The sequence below is a fragment of the Actinomadura fibrosa genome (genome assembly GCF_900659615.1).
Taxonomy (GTDB): domain Bacteria; phylum Actinomycetota; class Actinomycetes; order Streptosporangiales; family Streptosporangiaceae; genus Spirillospora; species Spirillospora fibrosa.
Genome location: NZ_CAACUY010000389.1, coordinates 1 through 5,868, shown reverse-complemented (window position 1 = coordinate 5,868; position 5,868 = coordinate 1). Strand labels below are relative to the sequence as shown.

Below are 5,868 nucleotides of genomic sequence, written 5' to 3'. Positions count from 1 at the left end.
CCCGGCGCGAGGCCGAGCGCGCGGCCGTCGCGACCTGAGCCCGCGGCCGGGAATCCGAAGAATGTATATATTATCCACATTGCTTCGACGTTCGCGGAGGCGCTATGACTTCGGCACCGGCTCCCCCGGGCTCCGCCGATCCCCGGGCCGACCTGCGCTGGGGCACGACGTCCGCCCTGCTCGCGGACGCGGCCCGCCGCATCCCCGCCGCCGAGGCCGTCGTGGAGGGCGACGCGCGCCTCAGTTACGCCGGCCTGGACGCGGCGGTCACCGCGGCGGCGCGGGCGTTCATCGCGGCCGGGCTGCGCACGGGCGACCGGGCGGCCGTCTGGGGCCCCAACTCCACCCGGTGGATCATCGCGGCGCTCGGCCTCCAGCGCGCCGGGGGCGTCCTCGTCCCGCTCAACACCCGCTTCAAGGGCGCCGAGGCCGCCTTCATCCTCGGCAAGAGCCGGACGCGGATCCTGTGCGTGGAGACCGACTTCCTCGGCCAGGACTACCCCGCGCTCCTCGCGGCGGGGGCCGGAGGCAGGGGCCTGGAACGTCCCTACGCGGGACTCCCGGACCTGGAGACGGTCGTCGCGATGGACGGCCCCGCCGAGGACGGCATCGTCCCCTGGGACCTCTTCCTCGCGGACGGGGAGCGCGTCACCGCGGCTGAAGCGGCGGAGCGGGCCGCTGGCCTCGGGCCCGGCGACCTGTCCGACATGATGTTCACGTCCGGTACGACGGGCAGGCCGAAGGGCGCCATGTGCACCCACGGCCAGACCCTGCGCGCGTACGCGGTCTGGTCGAACGTGGTCGGGCTCCGCGAGGGCGACCGCTACCTGGTGGTCAACCCGTTCTTCCACGGCTTCGGCTACAAGGCCGGATGGCTGGCCTCGCTGCTGACGGGCGCGACCGTGCTGCCCGCGCGGACCCTCGACGTCCCGCGCGTGCTGGAGACCGTCCGGCGCGAGCGGGTCACCGTGCTCCCCGGGACCCCGACGCTGTACCAGACCATGCTGGAGCACCCCGCGTTCAGCGCCGACGGCGTCGCGAGCCTGCGGCTGTCGGTGACGGGCGCCGCGAACGTGCCGCCGGCGCTGCTCCGGCGCATCAAGGACGAGCTCGGGTTCGAGCACGTCGTGCAGGGCTACGGGCTGACGGAGTCGTGCGGCATCGTCGCGATGTGCCGCTACGACGACTCGCTGGAGACGGTCAGCAGCACGGTCGGCCGCCCGCTCCCCGGCCTGGAGGTCGCCGTGGTCGACGCGAGCGGCGCACCCGTGCCGGCGGGCACCGAGGGCGAGCTGCTGGTGCGCGGCTACGCGGTGATGAAGGGCTACTTCGGCGAGGACGCCGAGACGGCCGCGGCCGTGGACGCCGACGGCTGGCTGCACACCGGCGACATCGGCGCGGTGGACGGCGCCGGCCGGATCCGCGTCACCGACCGGATCAAGGACATGTTCATCGTCGGCGGCTTCAACGCCTATCCGGCGGAGATCGAGCGGATCCTGTCCCGCCATCCGGACGTGGCGCAGGCGGCGGTCGTCGGCGTCCCGGACGAGCGGATGGGCGAGGTCGGCGCCGCCTTCGTCGTGCCGCGCCGGGGCCGGACCGTCGACCCGGCCGGGATCATCGCGTGGAGCCGCGCCGAGATGGCCAACTACAAGGTGCCCCGCCACGTGCACGTGGTGCCCGAGCTGCCGACCAACGCCGCCGGGAAGGTGGCGAAGACGGTCCTGCGCGAGCGCCTCGCCGAGGAGGGTCTTGGCGGGGGTTGACAGGCGGGGGTGGCCGGGGCGATTTTTGAATCAGTTTCGATAATCCATCCGGTAATGGAGGCGGCGATGACCGCGGCCGAGATCGGACCACCCCCCGCACCCCCGTCCCCCGCCGCTCCGGAGTCCTCGGGCTTCGCGGGCCTGCCGATGCCGCGGGACGCCGGCCTGCTGTTCGACGAGGCGCGCCGTCCGCGGGTCATCCGGAACCCGCGGGGGCGCTTCCCGTTCCCCGTCCCCAACGGCTGGTTCATCGTGGCCCGCGGCGGCGAGATCGCCCCGGGCGGCGTCGTGCCGCTGTACTACTTCGGCCGCGAGCTCGTGCTGTTCCGCGGCGAGGACGGCCTCCCGTACCTCGTCGACGCCCACTGCCCGCACCTCGGCGCCCACCTCGCGGTCGGCGGGAAGGTCGAGGACGGCTGCATCCGCTGCCCCTTCCACGGCTGGACCTTCGAGGGCGGGACCGGCCGGTGCGTGGACGTCCCCTACGACGACAGCGACTACATCCCCGGACGGGCCAGGGTCCGCGCGTACCCCGTCGTCGAGCGCAACGGGATGATCTGGGCCTGGCATCACCTGACCGGCGGCGAGCCCTTCTACGAGGTCCCCGACGTCCCGGAGTTCCGCGACCCCGAGTGGTCGCCCATCGTCGTCCGGGACTTCCGGATCGCGACGTGCGCGCAGGAGATGGCGGAGAACAACGTGGACCGGGCGCACTTCAAGTTCGTCCACGGGACCGACGCCGTCCCCGAGGAGGAGTTCTTCGTGGACGGCGCCTACAAGCGGGCCGTCGGCGCGGGCGGCGACTTCGTCCGGGAGGGATTCGGGCTCGGGCTCGGCGTGCTGCGCCTCAAGGGCTGGACGACGTTCGTGTCCAGCACGACGCCCGTGGACGAGGACACCGTCCACGTCAGGTGGATCTTCACCTCGCCGCGGTCCCTGGGCGAGAACGCGGCGGAGGAGGCCGCGCACGCGTTCTGCGAGGGGCTCAGCCAGGACATCCCGATCTGGGAGAACAAGGTCTACCGCGACCGGCCGGTGCTCCGCCCGATGGAGAAGGACATCAGCGAGCACCGGCGCTGGTCCCGCCAGTTCTACTCCGGCCCCGAGGGATGGGACGCGCGATGAGCAGGACCCGCTGGGTGAGGGAGCCCGAGGCGCAGAACGGCCTGACCACGTCCGTGCCGGCGCTGCCGGCCGTCGAGGTCGTGTACCTGACCGATCCGGAGGCGCTCGCCGAAGTCCTCCCGCCGCCGCTGACGCCGCCCGGCGAGCCGCGCGTGCACGTCCGGATCACCGACATCGACCTGACGTTCGGCGAGTACCGGCACAAGGAGCTCGTCGGCTACTTCGCCGTGGACGCCGAGCACGAGGGGGCGCCGGGCGAGTACCCGCTGCTCATCCCGATCGACCTGGAGCCCGCCATCGCGATCAGCAGGGAGCGGTTCGGCGAGCCGAAGAAGCTGGCCGACATCGCGCTCGTCCGCGACGGCGACCGCGTGACCGGGACAATCACCCGCAAGGGCGTCACGTTCGTGGAGATCCAGGGGCGGGTCACCGGTCCACTGCCCGTGCCGGAGCCCTATCCGGCGCGGCAGTTCTGGTTCAAGTTCCTGCCCGCGGTGGACGGGACCGGCTTCGACGCCGGGCCCCTGCTGGTCAGGCTGGAGCAGACGCGCGCGCCCGAGTCGGTCGAGGCTGTGGACGGCGAGCTCGTCCTGCGCGACCTGCCGGACTGCCCCGTCGTGGACCTGCCCGTCCGCGACGTCGTCTCGATGCAGTGGGTCCGCCGGGCCAGCCGCAACAGGCCCGAGGTCGTCGCCCCGGTCGACCCCGAGGCGTTCGCCCCCTACGCCGCCGCCCGCTACTGAAGCCGCCGGGAGCACGCATGACCGACAAGTACACGCTGATCTCCACCGACAGCCACGCGGGCCTGCCCGCCGAGGAGTACCGCGGCTACGTGGAGGAGAAGTACCGCGCGGCGTTCGACGAGGCCGCCGCCGAGGCGGAGGCGATGCGGCAGCTCGCCGAGAACGACGACCACCGCCGGTTCCTCGCCGAGTGGGACAAGGAGATCGGCGAGCACGGCGGGATGAAGGGCGCCTTCGACCCCGAGGTCCGCAACCGGGAGATGGACCATGACGGCGTCGCCGCCGAGGTCGTCTTCCCCGACGCCGACTCCGCCGGGGTCGGCGGCGTGACGAAGACGCCGTTCACCGCCGGGCTCGGCTCGACCGGCAGCGACGACGCCGAGCTGACCCTCGCCGGCGCGTGGGCGCACAACCGGTGGCTGGTGGAGTTCTGCCAGAACAGCCCCGAGCGCCGGGCCGGTGTGGCGATCGTCCCGCTGCACGACGTCCCCGCCGCCGTGAAGATGATCGAGTGGGCGGCCGGCTCCGGGCTGCGCGGCGGCATCATGATCCCCACCAAGTGGGGCGCGCTGCCGTCCTACAACGACCCCGTCTACGACCCGGTCTGGGCCGCTGCCGCCGCGACCGGGCTGCCCGTCCACACCCACTCCGGCGTCGGCCCCGACGAGGACGACTACGGCATCACCCCCGGCCTGATCGCCATCTACACCACCGAGGCGTACTGGTGGGCGGCCCGCCCGCTGTGGGCGCTGATCCTCGGCGGCGTGTTCGAGCGCCACCCCGCGCTGAAGTACGTCATCGCCGAGAACGGCGCCTGGTGGGTGCCCGACATCATCAGCCGGATGGACTCCAAGTGGGAGGGCGACCACGCCACCCGCAAGTTCGGCCCGGCGGCTTTCCGCTCCGGGCTGACGATGAAGCCGAGCGAGTACTTCGACCGCAACTGTTGGATGGCCGCCTCCGTGATGGGCGACGTCGAGGTGCGGCGGCGGCACGAGATCGGCGTCGGGAACCTGATGTGGGGCAGCGACTACCCGCACCCCGAGGGATCCTGGCCCAACACCCGGCAGTGGCTCGCCGACCGGTTCCGGGACGTCCCGCAAGAGGACGTCCGGCGCATCCTCGGGCTGACCGCCGCCGGCGTCTACGGCTTCGACCTGGACGCGCTGGCCCCGCACGTCGAACGCGCCGGCCCCACCGTCGCCGACATCCACGGCGAGGCGGCTCCGTGACCGGCCACATCACCGATTTCGCCGGGAAGGTCGTCGTCATCACCGGCGGCGCGTCCGGCATCGGCAGGGCGCTCGGCGCGGCGTTCGCCGGGGCGGGCTCGCGCGTCGTCCTCGCGGACGTGGAGAAGGCGCGCCTGGAGGAGACCGCGGACGAGCTCGCCGGACCGGCCGCCGCCCGCGGCGGGACCGTCGCCGGCGTGGTGACCGACGTGACCGAGCCCGAGTCGGTGGAGCGGCTCGCGGACGAGGTCCACCACCGGTTCGGGGGGACGGACGTCCTGGTCAACAACGCCGGCGTCGGGGCGCCCTCGGCGGACGTGTGGGACACCACCCCCAACGACTGGCGCTGGGTCCACTCCGTCAACGTGTTCGGCGTCGCGCACGGGATCCAGTCGTTCGTCCCGCGCATGCTGGCCGGCGGGCGCCCCGGCCACATCGTCAACACCTCCTCGGGAGACGGCGCCGTCAACCCGCTGCCCGGCGCGTCCGTCTACGCCGCGAGCAAGGCCGCGGTCGCCACGCTGACCGAGTGCCTCGCCGTCCAACTGCGCGAGCGCGGCGCCCCGATCGGCGTGTCGCTGTTCCTTCCGGCGGGCGGCCTGCTCGACACCGGGCTCTGGACCGCCGACCGGAACCGGCCCGCCGGGCTGGCGCGGGAGCGGCCGCGCGGCACGCCGCCGATGACGGTCGCGCAGGTCGTCGAGGCCGCCGCCGCGGCGGGGCGGGAGATGCGCGTCCAGCCGCTGGACGAGCTCGCCGCCTCCTTCCTGGACGGCATCCGCCGGGGCGACTACTGCGTCAGCCTCGACCGGGACGGGGCCGCGCGGACCCTCGCCGAGCGCGCCGAGCGGTTCGGGCGCGGGGACGTCCCCACGGTCACCGGCGGGCATGGCATCCTCGACCGGGACCGACCGGACCGCGGATGAGGGGGCGCCGTGACCGAGGACGCGGGCACCGAGCCGAGCCCGGCGACCGGACGGCCGGGCGGCGGCCCCCGCCGGG

At 73.7% G+C, this 5,868-nt stretch carries 5 protein-coding genes; all 5 read left to right on the top strand.

The window, feature by feature from the left end; all coding sequences use genetic code 11:
- Positions 1 to 104: 104 nt before the first annotated feature.
- Entirely contained in the window at positions 105 to 1,766 is a 1,662-nt protein-coding gene (locus tag E1300_RS46870; protein ID WP_131763728.1) for a FadD3 family acyl-CoA ligase, read from the top strand.
- A gap of 66 nt (positions 1,767 to 1,832) precedes the next feature.
- Positions 1,833 to 2,891, top strand: a complete 1,059-nt coding sequence (locus tag E1300_RS46865; RefSeq protein ID WP_207400399.1) for a Rieske 2Fe-2S domain-containing protein — start codon at positions 1,833 to 1,835, stop codon at positions 2,889 to 2,891.
- Positions 2,888 to 3,634 carry an acetoacetate decarboxylase family protein gene (locus E1300_RS46860; RefSeq protein ID WP_131763726.1) on the top strand — a complete coding sequence of 249 codons (747 nt, stop codon included), beginning with the start codon at positions 2,888 to 2,890 and terminating at the stop codon, positions 3,632 to 3,634. The genes E1300_RS46865 and E1300_RS46860 overlap by 4 nt, the downstream gene beginning before the upstream one ends.
- A gap of 17 nt (positions 3,635 to 3,651) precedes the next feature.
- Positions 3,652 to 4,866 carry an amidohydrolase family protein gene (locus E1300_RS46855; RefSeq protein ID WP_131763725.1) on the top strand — a complete coding sequence of 405 codons (1,215 nt, stop codon included), beginning with the start codon at positions 3,652 to 3,654 and terminating at the stop codon, positions 4,864 to 4,866.
- On the top strand, positions 4,863 to 5,792 hold the full coding sequence (locus tag E1300_RS46850) for an SDR family NAD(P)-dependent oxidoreductase (RefSeq protein ID WP_131763724.1): 930 nt from the start codon (positions 4,863 to 4,865) through the stop codon (positions 5,790 to 5,792). Before E1300_RS46855 ends, E1300_RS46850 begins: the two co-directional genes overlap by 4 nt.
- Positions 5,793 to 5,868: the final 76 nt, after the last annotated feature.

Excerpts from the sequence above, each read along its gene's own strand:
- E1300_RS46870 (WP_131763728.1), top strand. The coding sequence starts at position 105 with ATGACTTCGGCACCGGCTCCCCCGGGCTCCGCCGATCCCCGGGCCGAC.
- E1300_RS46865 (WP_207400399.1), top strand. The coding sequence starts at position 1,833 with ATGACCGCGGCCGAGATCGGACCACCCCCCGCACCCCCGTCCCCCGCC.
- E1300_RS46860 (WP_131763726.1), top strand. The coding sequence starts at position 2,888 with ATGAGCAGGACCCGCTGGGTGAGGGAGCCCGAGGCGCAGAACGGCCTG.
- E1300_RS46855 (WP_131763725.1), top strand. The coding sequence starts at position 3,652 with ATGACCGACAAGTACACGCTGATCTCCACCGACAGCCACGCGGGCCTG.